The following is an 18,092-nucleotide window of genomic DNA, read 5'->3' as shown; positions in this document are numbered from 1 at the left end:
CCGGAAGGAACCTGGCGGCTTAGCTGCCGGCCGAACCGGGGAGTTGGTCGCGGCCTTTGATGTTGAGCTTTGCATAACTGCGGTAAAGGTGGCCCTCAACGGTCCGGACGGATACCTGCAGCTCCGCGGCTATCTGCCGGTCACCCAGGCCACGTACCGCCAGCGCTACGATGTCGCGTTCACGACGGGTCAGCAGGCCCAGGGCGTCGTCCTCAGCTTCCTCGTCCTGTGCAGCGACACCGTCTGCCCTTTCCAAGCACCGCTTCCGCTGGGCCATCGCCATCCGCTCGCGCAGGGTATCACCGGTTCCCCGGTATCCGTCAGCAGCGGCGTCGTAGGCAAGCGCCGCGAAACCCCACAGCTCAGCCGCTTCGCAGCTCTTCCCGGCTTCCAGATGGTCGGTGGCCCGGTCGGAACTGATCGCCGCCGCATAGTGGCAGATCGCAGCCGGCCTGGGGCCTTCCAGCCCGGGTCGGAGCTCAAGCAGCCTGGTCGCCGCGTCCCGGTCTCCGAGGGACAGGCAGAACGCCAGCGAGTCCAGTTCCAGGCCTGCGGTGGAACCGTCGCCGGGTGGCCGGCCCAGTGCGCGCAGCTCCGTAACGGCGCCCGGGTAATTACCGAGCCGAGCCTTGCCGTAGGTGACTGCCATCTGCGAGAGAACGCGCAGGTACCGGGACACCGGCCGCGGCGCAGCTTCATAGTCGGCGAGGAATGCTGCGGCTTTGTCGGTGGCACCGACGTCGGCGGCTGCGGCGAACGCCATCGAGGCAGTCAGGGCGAAGAGCTGCTGGGGATCCGTAAGCCGCAGCGACTCCAGCGCCACACTGAGCGTCGTCAGCGCCTGCGACGCTTTGCCTTGATACAGCTGGATAATACCCTGCGCGGCGTGGACTCCCCCGCCGAAGGAGATGAGGTTGGGTCCCTGGCCTGCTGCCAGTCCGGCGAGGAGCTTTCCGGCAGCTGCCCAGTCGCCGCCATGGACCACGGCGGCCACCGCCCGTGCAACGAGGAATTCCGCGAGGAAATACAGTTCATCGACCCCCGTGCCTGCGGTTTCCAAGGCTTCGGAAATAACAGCGAAGGACTGAACGGCCTTGCCCTGGACCAGGAGCCGCTCCGAGGCCAGCGCCAGCCTGAACGCTGATTCCAGGGTGTTGGCCGGGGCGGCTTCGTCGGCCGCGTCCGTATCGGCACCCTGCCGGTATTCCCCCGCAAGTGCATACACCATGGCGTGCATGGTGGCGTACCGCTCCCGGGTGGCACCGAGGATTTGTTCGGCGTCATCCGGGTTGGCCCTGGCCAGCCGCTCCCCGGCAGCCAGGAGTGCCCGGGCCCGGTCCATGATGTCCGCCGGCGCGTGGCCCAGGGCTGCCTGGACAGCGGCCCACATCAGCGTTCCCGTCAGGAGGACAGCTACGCTCTGTCCTTGGGCGAAGTCGACCTCCAGGATGTCCCGGGCTGCGGCATAGTCCGAGGTATTGAAGTAGGTCCGTGCCGTCACTGCCCGTGCTGCCACCTGCAGTTCAGGGTCCTTGACCAGCGCAGCGGCCCGGCGGGCCAAATCATCCTCGTAGAGCCGGCTGGCCAGGGCGGCTGCCCGCAGCAGCTGGCGGTCTTCGACTTCCACTCCGCAGTCCATCGACCAGCTCACCTGGCGAAGCAGGCCTTCTGCCGACGTCGGTTCACTGCCCATCAACCGGAGCAGGCTCTGCCGGAGCTGCAGGCTGCGGGCCGGCGATATCAGGTTGCGCAAGGCGTCCCCGTACGTCGAGTGCCACAGGCGCAGTTGAGGGTACGGTGCCGGCGTCACCCGGATCAATTCATGTTCGATCAGGGCCGCCACCGGATCTTCGCCCACAGCGGATTCGATAGCATCCCGGGTCACGGGCTCCGCCAGGGCAATCAGGTTCAGTGCCTGGCGCTCTGCCGGTGAGCGCCGGAGCAGTTGCCGGCGCACGACGTCCGTCAACCGGGCCCCGTGGCTCTTGAGCGGACGCAAGAGCAACCAGACCCCGTTACGCTGCAGCAGCGTGCCATCGGCCTTCGCATCGGCGATGAGGCCACTGAGCAGCAGCGGGTTGCCCGCCGAGGCTTCCCAAAGGATCTCCGCAACGCTGGGCAGGACCTGCGGCCCCAGCGTTGCTTCCAGCATGTGGCTTGTCTGCTCGCGGGTCAGCGGGCGCAGGTCGAGGCGTTTCGCGATGCCCTCAAACCACAGCTGCAACAGCGGTTCCGGCAGGCCGGGCCGCGTCTGCGCTGCTACGAGCATTTTTGCCCAGCCGGCAGCGGCAAGTTCCACCAGGATGCCCGCCGTCGACTCGTCGAGGTCGTGGGCGTCGTCCACCACCAGCAGCAGGGGCTTTTGGGAGACGCGGCGCTCTTCCTCCAACCGGGACCAGAACGTCCTGAGTACCGCGAGTTGAGAAGTGGCTTCCTGCACCGGCAACCCGACGATAAAAGGACCCAGCACGCCGTAGGGGACATTGGCCAGCGAGGCGCTGCCATGAATCCGGACCGGCGTTACGGCATGCTGAAGTTCGGCGACCACGGCTTCCACGAGGGTCGACTTGCCGATTCCGCTGTCGCCGAACAGGAGCACAGCGACGTGGTCGGGGCCGAGGACCGACTCCACCGCCAAACGCGCCTCCTCCGTCCGCCCGATCGGGACTCCGGCTGCAGCGGCTGGGCGCGGCCCGGCCCGGCGCTTCCTAGATGAGTCCAAGGAGATCACTTCGTGACGAAACTCCCAGCTTAGTGAACACCTGGTAGAGGTGTCCTTCCACTGTTCGGACGGAAATGCCGATGGACAGCGCGATGTCCTTGTTCGATTCGCCGTTGCCCGCGAGGGCGGCAATCTGCCGTTCCCTGTCCGTGAGCAACGGCCCCCTGCTCCTGGGCATGATCGGCAGGGCCGGCAGGGAATCGGCGAGGCTTTCAAGCATGGCGTGCGCGGCGCTGGCCTTGCTGCTCAGCCCTGCGGCCTTGGCGAAGTCGAAGGCCAGAGCGGCGCAGCGGGCCTGGACCGCATCGAGTTCCATGGCCGCCGCCTGGCTGGCGGCCGCCATGATGATGGCAGCGTCCTTCTTGCGGCTGCCCTCGGCAATAGTCCGGGTCAGCTCCGCAAGGGGCCCCTGGCGTAACTTCGCGGTCTGCTCCAGGAACTCGAAATCCTTGGTCGTGCCGTGGACGGTCGCACCAAGCATAGAGATGCCGGCCAGGGTGAATCGGCCCGCCCGGAAGTGTGCCTCCGCCGCGTGCACAAGCCTGTCCTTCGCCTCCGGTTCCCCCAGCCAGCGGGAAGCCATGTCCATGCAGAAGTCTGCGGCACTTCGGACCGCGAAACGGGCGGAAGCGTCCGCTGAGCGTGCCCGGGCCAAGTAGCTGGTGGCCTCCACGGAATGCCCGGCCTGGGCGTATGCGAAAGCCGTTGCCGCGTAGGCCTGCCGCAGCGATTGCAGGCTCGCCCGAACTTCCAATTGCGCGACGGCTGCCAGGAGCGGCTCGATGGCCAGGTAGCCGCGGCCCGCGTACACGTAAGCGAGCCCGGCGGCCAGATCAGTCGGTGCGCTGCCGGAATGCTGCCCATGGCCCGCCCGGCCACCGGCATCCTTGAGGATGTCGATGCTCTGGCGCCACTTCCCGGACAGCAGGAGCGCGTTAAAGGCCCGCCATGCGAAGTTTTCCCGGATCCGCGGCACATTGGACCATTCCCCAAGCTGGCCCTCAATCTCGCGCATCAGTTTGAGAGCCTCTATTTCCTTGCCTGTCATGCACAGGGCTTCCATCAGGATGATGCGGCACCTGAGCCTGTGCAGGGCGCTAACGTCTTCGCCTTCCGCGGAAGCCGCTGACCTTAGCCGGTCCATCATGGGCTCATAGTCACCAACAAAGGAGAGGTAGCCGAATTCGCAAAGGTCCAAACGCAGTTGTGCGCCCGCCAGCTCCCGCAGCTGGTCCGCGCTCTGGCCTCCGCCGGGTACCTGGAGCCGCTCCCGCGCCTGCCGGACCAGGCCAGGGACCTGATCGCTCCGGTCCTCGAGCCAGGACATACAGTCCACCTTGGCGACAATCAGCTCCGTGTACGCTTCTGCCCCGAGCTCGTCAAGCTGATCCCCGGAGACGTCGTCCAAGGCAGCCATGGCCTGCAGCGGCAACCCCAGCTGAAGGTAGGCTGCGGACTTGGGCAGCTGCCCCGCGGCCCATTCCGGATCCTCAGGGGTCAAGTTGCTGACGCATTTGAGTGCAAATTTTGGGTCAAAGAGCTTAACGGCGGCGCCGGCAGCCGCCACGGCGTGGGCCGGTGCCAGGGCGCTGTCGCAGTCGTGGGTCCACGCCGCGTAGGCCAGCAGGTCCTCCACAGTCAACTCGTTCAATTCGTCCGGCTGGTGCCCGGGCACCTTGTCCCGCAATTCCAGCCTGCGCTCCACGCTCAGCCAGTTGCGGACGATATCGCCGAGGTAGCGGTCGCCCAGCGACACAAGATGGCGGCCCGCCCGGTCGACGACGATCTGGCCGGCGTCTTCCATGTCGGCGACAAGACCGGGGCCGTACATTTGCGCGAGCCGGGCCAGGGGCAGCGTCCGGGCGCACGACAGTACTTCGATGAGTTCACGCGCCAAGGGTTTTTCACGCGCGTACCGGGCCCGGACGATGTCTTCAAGTGCGGTGCGGCCGTCAAGGACCACCTCATCCACCAGGGTCCAGACAGAGCCCGAGAGCACGAGGTTGCCGCGTTCGATCTGCTCGGAGACAACTGCCTGCAGCAGGGTCGGGCTGCCGCCCACAATTCGATGCAATTGGCTCGCCAGCGCGGTGGACACCCGGTGACCGAGGGCGGCCTGGAGCACCTCAAGCGTCTCAACCTCGGTGAGGTTCGCGAGCCGGACTTCGGCAAGCCGCCCGGCAGTGATGAGCCAGTAGAAGTCCGGCGGAAGGTCGGCCGTACGCTGCGCGGTAGCAACGAGCCGTGCAGTCCCGGTCTGCACAAGGTTGAGCAGGACACCAGTGCTCAACTCGTCAAGTGCGCCCGCGTTGTCCAGCAGGATGACACACCTGCGCCCGGCCGCGTCGTCGCGGATCAGGGCCGTGATGCCCTGCAGGATGGCCGTCGGCGACCCCAGGGAGCTTTGTGGAAGGCGGGCGAGCGTAAAAGCCAGGCACCCGTAGGGAGTAGTGGACCCGGAACTGCGCAGCTGAAGGGTGTAGACGTCGGGTCCGAAGCCCGAGACCACTGTTCGACCGACGAGGGTCTTGCCGACACCGCGGTCCCCGGTGATGACAACCCCCACGTGGTCGTCGGCGAGCAGGGCACTGCGGACCCGGTCGGCGTCGGCACGGCGCGCAAGACCGGACCACCTCTGCCCGTCCAGCGGACCGGTGGGAAGTTCTTCTGCGGCGGGTACCCACGTAGTGGAAACATTCCCCCAGCCCAGCGTTTCCCTCGACATCTTGTTTCCTTCGTACCGCGTTGCGGACAGCAAAACCTGAGACCGGCCGCTTCGACGTGGCGTATCCCTACATGAGAGTAGAGCGATCATATAGGCATTTCAGGAGGTGCGGAAGCAATTGGCTGGCTTTCCCCGGCACGTGGCGAATGCGCTGCAGCGCAATGGCCGGTGAGTTTTCGGCTAGGGGGCCTTCGCCGGGTGGAACTGCTGCTGCGCGGCCGCCAGACCGTCACGGACCAAAACTTCAACGGCATCGGCCGCCGCGTCGATCAGGAAAGGAAGTTCCTTCTTCTCTACGCCGGAAAAGTCCTTCAGCACAAAGTCGGCGGTGTCCATCCTGCCCGGCGGGCGCCCGACGCCGACCCGGACACGCAGGTAGTCCTTGGTGGCGAGGGCCTTGGAGATATCCCGCAGTCCGTTGTGGCCGCCTTCCCCGCCGCCCAGTTTCAGCTTTACCGACGTAAAAGGCAGGTCGATTTCGTCGTGCACGGCGATTACGTGGCCGGGCTCGACGTCGTAAAACCTGGCCAGCGCCGAGACCGGGCCGCCGGATACGTTCATATAACTCAGCGGCTTGGCCAGTACCACCCGGGGGCCGCCGATTCCAAAGCGACCTTCCAGGACCTGGGCCCGGGACTTGTGGGATTTGAAACCGCTCCCGATCCGGGCTGCGAGTTCATCGAGGACCATCTGCCCCACGTTGTGCCGATTGTGGGCATACTCCGCTCCGGGGTTGCCAAGCCCTGCGATCAGCCAGGTGTCAGTCATGGGTCAGTCCTTCGGTAAGGCGGGCCGGTTCCGGAAGCGGGAGGTGGCGCTGCCGGGCCGAGACAACGGCGGCCGGGCCCCTGCAGGGACCCGGCCACCGGAGACTTCGCGGGAACTACTCGGCTGCGGCCGAGGAGCCTTCGGTGGTGTCGGCTGACGCCTCTTCCTCGGAGACCTCGGTTGCTTCGGAGATGTGGACGACGAGGGACTCGGCGTCGGCCAGCAAAACGGAGCCCGTGGGCAAAACGAGGTCGGAAGCGTGGATGTGCTCACCGGCGGTGCGGCCCTCGATGCTGACCTCGACGGACGTCGGCAGGTGGGTTGCCTCAGCTTCAAGGGAAATGAGGGTCATTTCCTGGTTGTACACGTTGCCGGGCGCCAGTTCGCCGGTCAGGTGCACGGGAACGTCGACGGTGACCTTTTCGCCGGTACGCACGGTCAGGAGGTCGAGGTGCTCGATGATCTGCTTGATCGGGTCCCGCTGGATGTCCTTGACCAGGGCAAGGTGCTGCTCGCCGTTGATGTCCAGGGTCAGCAGGGCGTTCGCCGCGCGGACGGCCAGGGTGGTGGACTTGGCCGGCACCGTGATGTGGATCGGCACGGCACCGTGGCCGTAGATGACGGCCGGGATCAGGCCAGCCATACGGGCCCGACGGGCGAAGCCCTTGCCGAATTCGGTGCGGACTTCAGCTGCGATTTTGTGCTCGGACATGGATATCTCCTAGGGACTAGCGGCGGTCAGCAAGGGCGGAGGTCTGTTTGCGACCTTCAACGCCGGGCGGCCATGCGGCCGCCCTTCCGAAGGGAGATTCAGACCCAGTCGATAACGGAGACCAGCAGACCGGTTTCCATAGATACGGATGACCGGCGCTCTCCCTCGCCAAGGTTTCGGTACAAGGTTACCAGTGCGGGACCCGGATCGTAAAAACGGTCCCGCACCGGCTGCCGCGGAGCGGCCTCGAACGGTGGTTCAGGCGTTGCCGTCAAACAGGCTGGTGACGGAGCCGTCGTCGAACACTTCGCGGATGGCGCGGGCGATCAGCGGCGCGATCGAGAGCACTGTGAGCTGCGGGAAGTGCTTGCTGGGGTCAATCGGCAGGGTATTGGTGACGACAACCTCGCGGGCCCCGGACTCGGACAGCCGCTGGGCTGCGGGATCGGAGAAGACGGCATGTGTCGCGGCGATAATAACGTCTTTGGCGCCGGCGTTCTTGAGCACCTGGACCGCACCGGAAATTGTTCCCCCGGTGTCGATCATGTCATCGATCAGCACGCAGGTGCGGCCCTCGACCTGGCCAACGACAGTCTTGGAGACTGCCTGGTTCGGGACGGTCAGGTCGCGGCTCTTGTGCACAAAGGCCAGCGGCGCCCCACCGAGGCGCTCGGCCCACTGTTCGGCGACCCGGACACGGCCGGTGTCCGGGGAAACCACAGTGATGTCGTCGGAGCCGACGCGGGTACGGATGTAGTCCGCGAGCAGCGGAATGGCCATCAGGTGGTCCACCGGACCGTCGAAGAAGCCCTGGATCTGCGAGGTGTGCAGGTCCACGCTCATGATGCGGTCGGCGCCGGCGGTCTTGTACAGGTCGGCGATCAGGCGCGCAGAGATGGGTTCGCGTCCGCGGCCCTTTTTGTCCTGCCGGGCGTACGGGTAGAACGGCGACACAACCGTGATGCGCTTGGCGGAGGCCCGTTTGAGCGAATCGATCATGATGAGCTGCTCCATCAGCCAGTTGTTCAGCGGTGCGGGATGCGCCTGGATAACGAAGGCATCCGTCCCTCGCACACTTTCTCCGGCCCGGACGTAGATCTCGCCATTGGCGAAGTCGTAGGCGTCCAGTGGCAGCAGTTCGGTTCCGAGCTCCCTGGCGATCTCCCTCGCCAGCTCGGGATGCGCGCGCCCAGCGGCAAGCACCAGCTTCTTCTCGCCGTGTGCCGTAATTTCGCTCATTTTTGCTAGCCCTCTTCTGTAGATGCCGGAGTACTGGAGGAAGTTGTGGCGGCGCCGGCGGTCCGGGCCAGGGAGGCGGAAACGGAGTCCGGGCGGTGCTCGAGCACCCAGCCCTCGGCGTTCTGCTGTTTGGCCACGGACAGGACCAGGGCCCCCGGCGGAACATCGCGGCGGATGACCGCCCCGGCTCCGCTGTAGGCACCGTCACCGACCTGCACGGGAGCCACGAACACGGTGTTGGAGCCGGTACGCACGCCCGAGCCGATCACTGTGCGGTGTTTCTTCTCGCCGTCGTAGTTCGCGGTGATGTTTCCGCAGCCAATGTTGGTGTCCTCGCCGATTTCCGCGTCACCGGCGTAGCCGAGGTGGGAGAGCTTGGAACCGCGGCCGATCGTGACGTTCTTGGTTTCGTAGAAGGCGCCGATCTTGCCGGTCTCGCCGAGGACCGTACCGGGGCGCAGGTAGGTGAACGGCCCCACGCTGGCCATGGCGCCGATTGTGGCGCCGGAACCGTGTGTCCGGATCACCGTGGCGCCCTCCCCCACCTGAACATCGGTGAGGGTGGTGTCCGGGCCGACGGCGGCGTTGCGCGCGACAGTGGTGCTGCCGTGGAGTTGTGTGTTGGGCAGCAGCCGGACGTCCTCGTCGAGGGTGACGGCGGCGTCGATCCAGGTTGTGGCCGGATCCACGATGGTGACACCGGCCCGCATCCAGGCCTCGACGGTCCGGCGGTTGAGTTCGGCACCGAGGGCCGAGAGCTGAACCCGGTCGTTGGCGCCCTCGACCTGCCAGCGGTCTTCGGTCACCACCGCTGCCACCCTGCCGCCGGCGGCGCGGGCGAGCCCCAGCACGTCGGTGAGGTACATTTCGCCCTGGGCGTTTTCGGTGGTGACGTGGGCCAGCGAATCGCGGAGCACGGCAGCGTCGAAGGCGTAGATTCCGGAGTTGATTTCGCGGATTTCGCGTTCGGCGTCCGTCGCGTCCTTGTGCTCCCGGATCCCGGTGACTGTTCCGTCCGTGGCCCGCAGGATGCGGCCGTAGCCGGTGGCGTCCGCGAGGACGGCGGTAAGCACGGTGACGGCGTTGTGGCCGGCCTCGTGGCTTGCGACGAGTTCGGCCAGCAGGCTCCCGGTGAGCAGGGGAACGTCGCCGTAGGTCACAACTACCGTTCCGCTGACCCGGCCTGCAGGGTGGAGTCCGTCGAGGGCCGCGAGTGCCGCTTGGACGGCGCGGCCGGTGCCTGGGATCTCGTCCTGGTCGACGACCAGCGCGGCCGGGTCAACGGCGGCGATGTGGGCGGCCACGAGGTCACGCTCATGCCGGACGACCAGGGCCAGCTCCTGCGGCCGGATGGTGCGGGCCGCATGCAGCGCGTGCGCGACGAGGGAGCGGCCACCGATCTCGTGGAGAATTTTGGGGGTACGGGACTTCATCCGGGTACCGGCACCTGCAGCTAGGACGATAACGGCGGCCGGGCCGGTCTTCTCGGGGCTCACGTACGGGCTCTCCTTGCTCAGTGGCTTAGCTCAGGCCGCTGCTTGGTGGATCTGGGTGGCCGGCGGCCGAGGCCAGCTGGTGCACCTTGGTTGCCGGATTCGCGCGGTTTCGGCTGACCAGACTCCGGTCGTGGCGCCAGATTCATCCTACTGGACCCACACCGGGCCGCGCCCTGCGGTGGCCGTTTACCGGCCACCGCGATGCGCAGCAGTTCCGCCCATAGGACTCGAACCTATACTCCACGGCTCCAAAGGCCGGGGTGCTGCCATTACACCAGGGCGGACCGTACCAAGGCGCTGGGCCTGTGGCACGAGAGTCAATTCTGCCATACTGCGCTCCGTGCACGCGCTGGCCCGGCTCCGGGGCCCGCAATGTCCTACCGGCGCACGCTCCCGGGCACGCCGGCACACTGAACGGCAGCACGGGAATTCAGGGCCACCGGGCCCCGTGGGACATGCCCGCCGCTGGCCCTGGCGGGTGGACATAACAGACCGGGTCCACTCCTGGCCCGGCCCGAGGCACATGTCCTGCGGGATTTAACTGACCCACGGGACATGTCCACTCCTGGCCCGGCCCGAGGGGCATGTCCGGGGGGCTGGGCGGTTACTCCCCCAGCACCTCGAGGGCACCGAGCCATTCAAGCTCGAGGGCTTCGCGTTCGACGGCGAGATCCTTGAGCTTTTTGTTCAGGGCACCAAGTTCGCCGACGGCCGAGGTGTCAGCGGCAGCGGCAGTCATCTGGGCGTGAATCTTATCTTCCTGCTGCTTGATTTTGCCGAGCTGGCGGTCGATCCGGTTTTTGGCCTTGCGGGCATCCCGCTTCTCGGCTTCGGACGGGCCTGTCGCTGCCGGGGCCGACGAGCCGCCTGCAGCGGTAACCGGGTTGCCTCCGCCGGTGATGGTGGACCCGGCCAGGGCCCCTTCGCGCAGTTCCAGGTACTGGTCCACACCGCGCGGCAGGGCTCGGATCTTGCCATCACCGAGGAGCGCCATCTGGTGGTCCGTGACGCGTTCGAGCAGGTAGCGGTCGTGGCTGACGACTACAAGTGTGCCCGGCCAGCCATCCAGGACGTCTTCGACGGCGGCGAGGGTATCGGTGTCGAGGTCGTTGGTTGGTTCGTCCAGCATCAGCACGTTGGGTTCTCCCACCAGCAGCCGCAGGAGCTGCAGCCGGCGGCGTTCACCACCGGAGAGGTCCTTGACCGGGGTCCACTGCTTCTCGTTGGTGAAGCCGAGTTGTTCCACGAGCTGGCCGGCGGTGAATTCCTTGCCCCCGACGTTGAAGGAGCGCTTCTCCCGCTCGATCACTTCGATGACGCGCAGGTCCGAGACGTCGTCGAGCTCCTTGACCTCCTGGGTCAGGACCGCGGTGACCACCGTCTTGCCGCGCTTGACTTTCCCGGCGGAGGGCTCGATCTCACCGTTGAGCAACTTCAGCAGGGTGGTCTTGCCGGCGCCGTTGACGCCGACGAGGCCCAGCCGTTCGCCGGGGGCGAGCCGCAGGGTGATGTTGTCGAAGAGCTTTTGGCCGGGTTCGCCGCCGAGGAAGTCCAGTGAGACGTTTTCGAGGTCCAGGACGTCCTTGCCGAGCCGGGCGGTGGCCATCTTGCTCAGTGCCGTCGAGTCGCGCGGTTCGGGGACGTCGGCGATCAGGGCGTTGGCTGCCTCGATCCGGAATTTGGGTTTGGCGGTGCGGGCCGGGGCGCCACGCCGGAGCCACGCGAGCTCCTTTTTTACCAGCTGCTGGCGCTTGCTTTCCACCACGGAGGCGGAGCGGTCACGTTCGGCTCGGGCCAGCACATACGCGGCGTAACCGCCGTCGAACGGGTCCATAATGCCGTCGTGGATTTCCCAGGTCTTGGTGCAGACTTCGTCCAGGAACCAGCGGTCGTGGGTGACGACGAGGAAGGCGCCCTGGTTGGCCCGCCAGCGGGTCTTCAGGTGCCGGGACAGCCACGCGACGCCTTCGACGTCGAGGTGGTTGGTGGGCTCGTCGAGCATAATAACGTCGTGGTCCTCGATCAGCAGCTTGGCCAGCGCCACACGCCGTTTCTGCCCGCCGGAGAGCGCGTGCACGTTGGCGTGCCAGTCGACGTCGGAGACGAGTCCGCCCATGACTTCGCGGATCTGGGGGTTGCGGGCCCACTCGTAGTCGGCCTGGTCCCCCACGATCGCAGCGCCGACGGTGAGGTCGCCGTCGAGCACGTCGCTCTGGTCCAGGTAGCCGATGTTGACTTCGCTGCGTTTGGTCACCCGGCCGGAGTCGGGGGTGGAGCGCAGGGCCAGCAGCCGCATAAGGGTCGATTTGCCGTCACCGTTGCGGCCCACCATGCCGATCCGGTCGCCCTCTTCAAGGCCGAGGGTAATGCCATCGAGGACGGTACGGGTTGCATAGGAGACCGTGAGGTTCTCGCCGCCGAGCAGGTGTGCCACTGGGAACTGCTTTCCTAGAGAAAAAGTAATGTCGAGCAAATATGGTCAGGCGTGATGGGGCCACGCCACTCCGCCGCGCGGAGGACAGCGCCGACCCTATTAAAGGAGCGTATCGGAGATGATGCGCGCCCCGTGAACCGGGCCGTGCACGGCCAGGGCGTCAAGGCCGTGGTGCCGGAGGTCACCCGCCAGCCCCTCGGCCGCCGCCGGGCCGTGAACCAGAAGTGCCACGGTGGGGCCGGAACCGGAGACGATTCCGGCGATCGCGCCCAGGGCCTCGCCGAGCCCGAGGGTGTCCCGGAGGCTCGGTGCCAGCGCAATGGAGGCGCGCTGGAGATCGTTGACCAGCACCCGGCCCAAGGCTTCAGCGTCGCCACCGCGCAGGGCTTGCAGGACCATCGGGTCCACAGCGGTGGGTTCCTCGATCACTACCCCTTCGGCCTCGCGGAGCCGGTCCAGGGTCCGGAAGACCTCCGGTGTGGGCAGGCCAAAATCAGCGGTCACCAGGACCCAGTTGGTCTGGGCCTTAACGAGGGCCGGCGAGAGTTCGTCGCCGACGCCGAGCCCGACGGCGGTGCCGCCGAGCAGGGAGAACGGCACGTCTGCGCCGAGTTCGGCGGCCAGATGGGCGAGTTCGTCGCGCGAGAGCCCGCTGTTCCACAGTGCGTCGCAGGCGAGCAGGGTGGCTGCCGCGTCGGCCGATCCCCCGCCCATGCCGCCGGCCACGGGGACCCGTTTGGTGATTTCGAGGTGGAGACCGGTGGAGTTCTCCGAGACGTCGGCCATAATCGCGGCGGCCTTGTAGGCAAGGTTCCGCTCGTCCAGGGGGATGTCAACGCCGTCGAGGTCCAGGGTGCTTGCCGGACCGATGCTGACCGTAATCTCTCCGGTGTTTGTGCTGGTGGCGGCGACTTCCTCGTAGAGGGACACCGCGAGGTAGACGCTGGCCACCGAGTGGTAGCCGTCTGCGCGCAGGGGTCCGACGTCCAGTGAGACGTTGACTTTGCCGGGCGCCTTGACCCGGACGGTCCTCGCGCCGAGGCGCCCTCTCACTGCATTCATGGCTCCACGCTATTCATGGCTCCACGCTATGGCATGGCGGGGTCCGGCTCCAAGCACGGTCCCGGACCTGCTTCATCTTGTCGGAGCCGCCGCCCGGGTCATTGCGCCGGCTGTCCGCGCTGTTCCGCGATCCGGGAAAACGCCATGATGTCAATCACTTCGCCTCGCGCCGTGGGATCGACACCGGCGGCACGCAGGCACCGCTCAGCCTCGGCCGCGCCGCCGGCCCAGCCGGCAAGGGCAGCACGAAGGGTCTTCCTGCGCTGGGCGAAGGCTGCATCGATGACCGCAAACACCTCTTCCCGGGTGGCCGTGGTGACGGGCGGTTCCCGGCGGGTGAATGCCACCAGGCCGGAGTGGATTTTCGGGGCGGGCCAAAAGACATTCATGCCGATGACTCCGGCCTTGCGCATGCTGGAGTACCAGGCGGCCTTGACCGAGGGGACACCGTAGGTCTTGGACCCGGGACCGGCGGCAAGTCTGTCGGCCACCTCGTCCTGGACCATCACCAGGCCGTGACGGAGGCTGGGGAAATGCTGGAGCAGGTGCAGGACCACCGGGACGGCGACGTTGTAGGGCAAATTCGCCACCAACGCTGTCGGTTCCACCGGCAGCTCGGTGACCCGCATAGCGTCGGCGAGGACAAGGTGGAAGTCCCCAACGGCGGCCGGCCGCCACCGGGCAACCGTGGCAGGGAGCTTCCCGGCCAGGACAGGATCGATCTCGACGGCGACAACCGAGCGGGCAGCGTCCAGCAGGCCCAAGGTCAGGGACCCGAGCCCCGGCCCGACCTCCAGGACCGTCTCGTCCGGGTGGACGTCCGCGGCGGCCACGATCCTGCGAATCGTGTTGCCGTCAATGACGAAGTTCTGACCGAGAGTCTTGGTGGGGCGGACGCCGATCTCCTCGGCCAGCCTGCGGATGTCGGAGGCGCCCATCAGGGGTGCAGGGGAGCTTGCCGGCTTGCTGGTGGGCTCACTGGCGGGAGCGGAAGAGGTCGGTTCAGTCACCTTGGTATCCTATCCCGCGGACCGGCCCGGGCATGGCGAGGGCCGGGTCCGAAAATCGGACCCGGCCCTCGTGGAATTCCGCTGCCGTGGTCAGCCGCTGCGGACACCCGTGCTACTCGAAGTGCCGGTCACCCGGAGCTCAGCCTCCGGTGTGGCCCCGCTAGCGCGAGGCTGCCCAGCCGCAACCCCACGGCGACAGGCCGCGCTGCGCGTAGACGCGGTTGGCGATGTCGATCTGCTGGGCTTTGGTGGCACCGGCTGCATTCGGTGCGTAAGCGCCGCCGCCGGCACCGAGCCAGGTCCGGACGTCGAACTGCAGGCCGCCGTAGTAGCCGTTGCCGGAATTGATGGACCAGTTGCCGGTGGACTCGCACTGCGCAATCTTGTCCCACATGGCTTCGTTCATCATGGCGGGGGCTGCGGCGCCGGTGTTGGCCCCGGCGGCGGCAACTGCCGCCTGGGGTGCCGGTTTGGGCTTCTCCTTGGTGCCAACCGTGATCTGTTCGGTGACCGGCTGGGCACTGACGGACTGGGACACCAGGGTGCGGGAGGCTTCGCGACCATCAACCATCACCAGCTTGAAACTCTTGTTGATGGTGCCCGCCACGCCTGCCTGGGTCACCTGCTTCTCACCCTTGATCATCCCGGCGTCCTCCGTGGTGAGGGTTTCGAACGGTACCGCTTCGGTGGACTCCGCCGTCTGGCTCACGTCCACCCGGGAAATCTTGATCACCATGTCACTGACAACCGGGGCGTTGCCGGGCTGCGAGAGCCTGTCGCTGGCGGCCAGGGAGATGCCGGCGTCGGACAGCAGCGCAGAGACATTGGCAGCCGTGGTCGTGGTCTTATTGGCCTTGCCGTCCGCGACGATGCTCACGGTCTTGGGAGTCGAGATGGACACGAACGACCCCGAGACCGCAAGCTGGGCATCCTTCGGGGCGGACAGCTCCGAGGAACCGGCAACGCCGAGTTCCGTGACGAGGCCTTCGACTGTCGGCGCAGTGGTGTTGACGGTCCGCTCGGCGCCGTCCAGGCTGACCTTGACGGCCTTGGCGAGGTTGACGTTAATGACTGTGCCGTCCTGTACATGGGAAGCAGCGGCAGGCGTCACCCGGTCCGCGGACTGGAGCTCAAGGCTTGCTCCCTTGACGACCTGGCCGACAGTGCCGCCAAAGGTCTGGACCGAGCTCACTTTGCCGTCCACGTTGAGCGTGACTGTCTTGTTGTTGCCGACGAAGGCAACCAGCCCCAGCACCAACGCGACCAGCACTACAAGTTGCGTACCGACCTTGACGAAGCTGAATTTGCCGTCCGATGTAAAAAACTTGACCACGATTGCCCATATCTTTTGGACCATCCGGGCACGGGGAAAAGTGCGAGGGCAACGCACCGCAGACAGCCCAAAGGCAGCACCGGAAACGGTGCGGTGTGTCCGCGGCGGCCCTGTGCACCGCCACACTCATAAACGAGAGCGCGCCCATGGTTCGTTGGCCACGATGCGCGCCCTGCAGGAGTGAAATTATCCGAAGGCCTTCCCCGACCCCGGCTAATAGTTCTCCACTGTAACCGGAGCGTTATAAAGCAACCAAGAAATTATGCATACGCGGTATCTAACCCAGGGCGGGGCGACCCAGTGTCATCAGTCCCAGGATCCGTATGCCTGCACCGTATTGCGGGCAATCCGGGAACACATCTCCGAGAGCTCCCAGCCAGTCAATTCGGCCATGGCCCTGACGGTGTAGGGGACCATGTAGCTAGCGTTGGGGCGTCCCCGGTGCGGGTGCGGGGTAAGGAACGGGGCATCGGTTTCGACGAGGATCCGCTCCGGCTCCGCGATGGCCAGCGCAGCCCGGAGGTTGGCGGCGTTTTTGAAGGTCAGTGTCCCGGCGAAGGACATGTACCAGCCTTCCGTATTGCAGATCCTGGCCAACCGGTCATCGCCGGAGAAGCAGTGGAACACCACCCGCTCGGGGGCGCCTTCCTCCCGCAGCACCTGGACGACGTCCTCGTGCGCGTCCCGGTCATGGATCTGGAGGGTCAGCCCGAGACGTTTGGCGATGTCGATGTGCCGGCGAAAGGAATAACGCTGGTGCGCCAGCCCGTCGCCCTCCGTTCGGAAGAAATCCAGTCCGGTCTCGCCGATGGCCCTGATCCGCGGGTGCGCCGCCAGGGCCTCGATCTCTGCCAGGGCGTCCTCCAGTTCGCCGCGGGCGGCGTACTCCGGCGCATCGTTGGGGTGCAGGGCGACGGCACCGAGCAACCTCGCATCCAGTTCGACTGCCTGAACGGTAAACCGGGACGATTCGAGGTCGCACCCCACCTGCACGGCGCCTTGCACCCCCACCGCCGCGGCGGCGTCCAGTGCGTCAGCGATGCTGACATTGAGCTCGTTGTGCGGGAAGTCCAAGTGCGTGTGGTTGTCCATAACCGGCACCGGAAGCGGTTCCGGCGCCGGCGGATAACCCTGCCTCCCGGCGCCGTCGCTGCCGGGCGCACGAAACGGAACGGGAGTCAGGGGGGTCGTCATCCGTCCACCTTATCGGCGGTCCTTCGGCCGGATGAAACCGGCGAACTCCCCGAATTAACCCAGGCGCACTATATCCGACCCGACGCTGGTCCGATATTTCCGCGGAACTCTCTGTCAGGCCCGGCAGTTCTGTTAGTAGTCTGTTCTCAAGACTGGATGCCGGCGGGCGGTATCCAGGCTCAGGCACAGACGGCTAGGAATCAACGGTCAGGAACACAGGCATACCCCAAGGAGTGACCCGGCCAGCACCAGCCGAACCGGGGCACCGCCAGGGCTGAAAGGCTACCGATGGACTACCAGCGCATCTCCCTGGACGAAGGACACCCTGACGGGCCGGACCGCCGGGAGGACTCGGCTGCGGCCGGGCTCCCGCCTGCCCTGCGCCCCGCGCCGCCGGCCGCGGCGATGGACGCGGCAGCCTTCCGCTCCGCCAGCGGACGCATCCTGACCGCCATCAGCACCGTGATCGACGGGAAAGCGGAAGCGGCCAAACTCGCCTTGACCGTGCTCTTGGCCCAAGGCCACCTGCTCCTCGAGGACGTTCCCGGTGTCGGCAAGACCCTGCTGGCCAAGACGCTCGCCCGCACCATCGACTGCTCCGTGAGCCGCATTCAGTTCACCCCCGATCTGCTCCCCTCCGACGTCACTGGCGTGTCCATCTACAACCAGGCTTCGCGCTCCTTTGAGTTCCGGCCCGGGGCGGTTTTTGCCAATATCGTCATCGGTGACGAAATCAACCGCGCCTCAGCCAAGACCCAGTCCGCCCTGCTGGAATGCATGGAAGAACACCAGGTCACGGTGGACGGCACGTCCTACAAGCTCGACGAGCCGTTTATGGTGGTGGCCACGCAGAATCCGATCGAAATGGAGGGCACCTACCCGCTCCCGGAAGCGCAGCGGGACCGCTTTATGGCGCGGATCTCCATGGGTTACCCGGACCGGGAGGCCGAAATGGAAATGCTTGAGACCCACCAGGCGACGTCCCCGCTGGCCAAGGTCACCGCCGTCGTCACCGCCAGTGAGGTCGCGGCAATGATCGCTACGGTGCGGCAAGTCTACGTCTCCCAATCGATCAAGGAATACACCGTGTCGCTGGGGCGTGCCACCAGGGAAAGCGGAATGCTCCGGCTCGGAGCCAGCCCCCGGTCCATGCTCCAGCTGCTGCGCGCGGCCAAAGCCACGGCAGCACTGGAGGGCAGGGACTTTGTGCTGCCGGACGACGTGGTCAGTGTGGCAGAACCGGTCCTGGCCCACCGGATCATCCTGGACCGCAAAGCCGTGAGTGCGGGAGAAACCGCCCAGAGCGTGATCCGTGCCGTCCTGGCGAAGATTCCGGTCAATCCGGACGTTGCGTCCGCCCCGGCTGCAACCCTGCCGAACCGCCGTTAGGGGTGGCT

General features: G+C 66.4%; 12 protein-coding genes and 1 tRNA gene. 1 reads left to right on the top strand and 12 read right to left on the bottom strand.

Going from position 1 to position 18,092, the window contains the following annotated elements; genetic code table 11:
• Positions 1 to 19 precede the first annotated feature (19 nt).
• The 12 genes from QI450_RS03305 to QI450_RS03250 form a co-directional block, all read right to left on the bottom strand.
• Positions 20 to 2,731, bottom strand: coding sequence for a LuxR C-terminal-related transcriptional regulator (locus QI450_RS03305; protein WP_348994526.1), 2,712 nt, complete (start codon positions 2,729 to 2,731; stop codon positions 20 to 22).
• Complete coding sequence (locus QI450_RS03300; RefSeq protein ID WP_226773585.1) at positions 2,709 to 5,447, bottom strand: LuxR C-terminal-related transcriptional regulator; 2,739 nt, start codon at positions 5,445 to 5,447, stop codon at positions 2,709 to 2,711. Before QI450_RS03300 ends, QI450_RS03305 begins: the two co-directional genes overlap by 23 nt.
• Before the next feature lie 180 nt (positions 5,448 to 5,627).
• Positions 5,628 to 6,215 (bottom strand): aminoacyl-tRNA hydrolase, encoded by a 588-nt coding sequence (gene pth / locus QI450_RS03295; protein ID WP_226773586.1) that lies wholly within the window; start codon positions 6,213 to 6,215, stop codon positions 5,628 to 5,630.
• Positions 6,216 to 6,330: 115 nt separating this feature from the next.
• Positions 6,331 to 6,927, bottom strand: a complete 597-nt coding sequence (locus QI450_RS03290; protein ID WP_226773587.1) for a 50S ribosomal protein L25/general stress protein Ctc — start codon at positions 6,925 to 6,927, stop codon at positions 6,331 to 6,333.
• Between the two features lie 258 nt (positions 6,928 to 7,185).
• Complete coding sequence (locus tag QI450_RS03285) at positions 7,186 to 8,166, bottom strand: ribose-phosphate diphosphokinase (protein WP_226773588.1); 981 nt, start codon at positions 8,164 to 8,166, stop codon at positions 7,186 to 7,188.
• 5 nt (positions 8,167 to 8,171) lie between these two features.
• Positions 8,172 to 9,662, bottom strand: a complete 1,491-nt coding sequence (gene glmU / locus QI450_RS03280; RefSeq protein WP_226773589.1) for a bifunctional UDP-N-acetylglucosamine diphosphorylase/glucosamine-1-phosphate N-acetyltransferase GlmU — start codon at positions 9,660 to 9,662, stop codon at positions 8,172 to 8,174.
• Positions 9,663 to 9,874: 212 nt separating this feature from the next.
• Positions 9,875 to 9,946 (bottom strand) — tRNA-Gln (locus QI450_RS03275).
• Between the two features lie 320 nt (positions 9,947 to 10,266).
• Positions 10,267 to 12,096 (bottom strand): ABC-F family ATP-binding cassette domain-containing protein, encoded by a 1,830-nt coding sequence (locus QI450_RS03270; protein WP_226773590.1) that lies wholly within the window; start codon positions 12,094 to 12,096, stop codon positions 10,267 to 10,269.
• A 99-nt stretch (positions 12,097 to 12,195) separates the two neighbouring features.
• Positions 12,196 to 13,158 (bottom strand): 4-(cytidine 5'-diphospho)-2-C-methyl-D-erythritol kinase, encoded by a 963-nt coding sequence (locus QI450_RS03265; RefSeq protein WP_226773591.1) that lies wholly within the window; start codon positions 13,156 to 13,158, stop codon positions 12,196 to 12,198.
• 98 nt (positions 13,159 to 13,256) lie between these two features.
• Positions 13,257 to 14,096: a 16S rRNA (adenine(1518)-N(6)/adenine(1519)-N(6))-dimethyltransferase RsmA gene (gene rsmA, locus QI450_RS03260; protein WP_226773618.1), complete on the bottom strand. Its 840-nt coding sequence runs from the start codon at positions 14,094 to 14,096 to the stop codon at positions 13,257 to 13,259.
• Positions 14,097 to 14,328: 232 nt separating this feature from the next.
• Entirely contained in the window at positions 14,329 to 15,525 is a 1,197-nt protein-coding gene (locus QI450_RS03255; protein ID WP_253033368.1) for a resuscitation-promoting factor, read from the bottom strand.
• 282 nt (positions 15,526 to 15,807) lie between these two features.
• Positions 15,808 to 16,695, bottom strand: a complete 888-nt coding sequence (locus QI450_RS03250; protein ID WP_226773593.1) for a TatD family hydrolase — start codon at positions 16,693 to 16,695, stop codon at positions 15,808 to 15,810.
• 288 nt (positions 16,696 to 16,983) lie between these two features.
• Here QI450_RS03250 and QI450_RS03245 point away from each other — a divergent pair, with 288 nt between their 5' ends.
• Positions 16,984 to 18,084: a MoxR family ATPase gene (locus tag QI450_RS03245; RefSeq protein WP_226773594.1), complete on the top strand. Its 1,101-nt coding sequence runs from the start codon at positions 16,984 to 16,986 to the stop codon at positions 18,082 to 18,084.
• Positions 18,085 to 18,092 lie beyond the last annotated feature (8 nt).

It is taken from the genome of Arthrobacter sp. EM1 (assembly GCF_029964055.1).
Classification (GTDB): Bacteria; Actinomycetota; Actinomycetes; order Actinomycetales; family Micrococcaceae; genus Arthrobacter.
The sequence above is the reverse complement of the archived record's forward strand: the minus strand, read 5'-3'. Positions and strand labels throughout refer to the sequence as shown.

What these genes read in the sequence shown, in the direction of transcription:
- QI450_RS03290 (WP_226773587.1), bottom strand. Translation starts at nt 6,927, where the DNA reads ATGTCCGAGCACAAAATCGCAGCTGAAGTCCGCACCGAATTCGGCAAG.
- QI450_RS03250 (WP_226773593.1), bottom strand. Translation starts at nt 16,695, where the DNA reads ATGACGACCCCCCTGACTCCCGTTCCGTTTCGTGCGCCCGGCAGCGAC.
- QI450_RS03285 (WP_226773588.1), bottom strand. Translation starts at nt 8,166, where the DNA reads ATGAGCGAAATTACGGCACACGGCGAGAAGAAGCTGGTGCTTGCCGCT.
- rsmA (WP_226773618.1), bottom strand. Translation starts at nt 14,096, where the DNA reads ATGGGCGCCTCCGACATCCGCAGGCTGGCCGAGGAGATCGGCGTCCGC.
- QI450_RS03265 (WP_226773591.1), bottom strand. Translation starts at nt 13,158, where the DNA reads ATGAATGCAGTGAGAGGGCGCCTCGGCGCGAGGACCGTCCGGGTCAAG.
- QI450_RS03300 (WP_226773585.1), bottom strand. Translation starts at nt 5,447, where the DNA reads ATGTCGAGGGAAACGCTGGGCTGGGGGAATGTTTCCACTACGTGGGTA.
- QI450_RS03255 (WP_253033368.1), bottom strand. Translation starts at nt 15,525, where the DNA reads ATGGTCCAAAAGATATGGGCAATCGTGGTCAAGTTTTTTACATCGGAC.
- pth (WP_226773586.1), bottom strand. Translation starts at nt 6,215, where the DNA reads ATGACTGACACCTGGCTGATCGCAGGGCTTGGCAACCCCGGAGCGGAG.
- QI450_RS03245 (WP_226773594.1), top strand. Translation starts at nt 16,984, where the DNA reads ATGGACTACCAGCGCATCTCCCTGGACGAAGGACACCCTGACGGGCCG.